The organism is Pseudomonas paralactis (genome assembly GCF_001439735.1).
Taxonomy (GTDB): Bacteria; Pseudomonadota; Gammaproteobacteria; order Pseudomonadales; family Pseudomonadaceae; genus Aquipseudomonas; species Aquipseudomonas paralactis.
In genome coordinates, this window is sequence record NZ_JYLN01000036.1 from 1 (window position 1) to 551 (window position 551).

Annotated in this window: 2 tRNA genes and 1 rRNA gene; all 3 read left to right on the forward strand. The window is 45.6% G+C overall.

Annotated features, from left to right (window positions below):
* Positions 1–64: ribosomal RNA gene (locus TX23_RS26630) — 16S ribosomal RNA — on the forward strand; the annotation flags it as partial.
* 124 nt (positions 65–188) lie between these two features.
* Positions 189–265 (forward strand) — tRNA-Ile (locus TX23_RS26635).
* 10 nt (positions 266–275) lie between these two features.
* A tRNA-Ala gene (locus tag TX23_RS26640) sits at positions 276–351 on the forward strand.
* Positions 352–551: the final 200 nt, after the last annotated feature.

Genomic DNA, 551 nt, shown 5'->3' on the forward strand with positions numbered 1-551 from the left:
CATGACTGGGGTGAAGTCGTAACAAGGTAGCCGTAGGGGAACCTGCGGCTGGATCACCTCCTTAATCGACGACATCAGCTGCTCCATAAGTTCCCACACGAATTGCTTGATTCATTGAAGAAGACGATAGAAGCAGCTTTAAGCTCCAAGCTGATAGCTCTTAGCTAATCAGTTACGCGCTCGAAATTGGGTCTGTAGCTCAGTTGGTTAGAGCGCACCCCTGATAAGGGTGAGGTCGGCAGTTCGAATCTGCCCAGACCCACCAATTTTGTTATGGGGCCATAGCTCAGCTGGGAGAGCGCCTGCCTTGCACGCAGGAGGTCAACGGTTCGATCCCGTTTGGCTCCACCATTAACTGCTTCTGCTGTTAGAGTTTAGAAATGAATATTCTGAAGTGAATATTGATTTCTAGTCTTTGATTAGATCGTTCTTTAAAAATTTGGGTATGTGATAGAAAGATAGACTGAACGTTACTTTCACTGGTAACGGATCAGGCTAAGGTAAAATTTGTGAGTTCTCTTAATCGAGAAATTCGAATTTTCGGCGAATGT